The sequence below is a fragment of the Neisseria sp. P0001.S005 genome, from assembly GCF_051963715.1.
This window is the reverse complement of record NZ_JBQCTZ010000677.1, coordinates 1-404: the sequence shown is the minus strand read 5'-3', so window position 1 is coordinate 404 and position 404 is coordinate 1. Positions and strand designations below refer to the sequence as shown.

General features: G+C 52.0%; 1 pseudogene. It reads right to left on the bottom strand.

The window, feature by feature from the left end:
• Positions 1-281 (bottom strand): annotated as a pseudogene (locus tag ACTHSP_RS22330) (sodium:proton antiporter); the annotation flags it as partial.
• Positions 282-404: the final 123 nt, after the last annotated feature.

Here is a 404-nt window from a genome sequence, read left to right as displayed (position 1 = left end):
CCGGCGAGCTGTTGCGGCAGGCCGGAATGCGTGATGGCCATGGCAAACGCGCCGAGCATGGCATAAGACAGCGCGATTTGCGCCCCGCCTTTCAGGCCTTCGTTAAAAACAGGAATAATCCCTTGCTGCACCACATCTCCGGCCGTGTTGGTTACATTCTCCAAAGGCATACCGGCCACCAAGCCGCCGACAAACGCGCCGACAGCCAAGCTGAGCACCACATGCACGCGCGATAAAGACAGCACAAGCATGATGATGACCGCAATTACAACCGCATTCATATCGTTCTCCGTTGTTCAGACGGCCTGTTATGTAAAAACAGGCAATCATCTGTTTACATATTACAAATAAACATCATAACCCAAGCATGAAGCCTTTGCAAAAAACGGCAGGCCGTCTGAAAA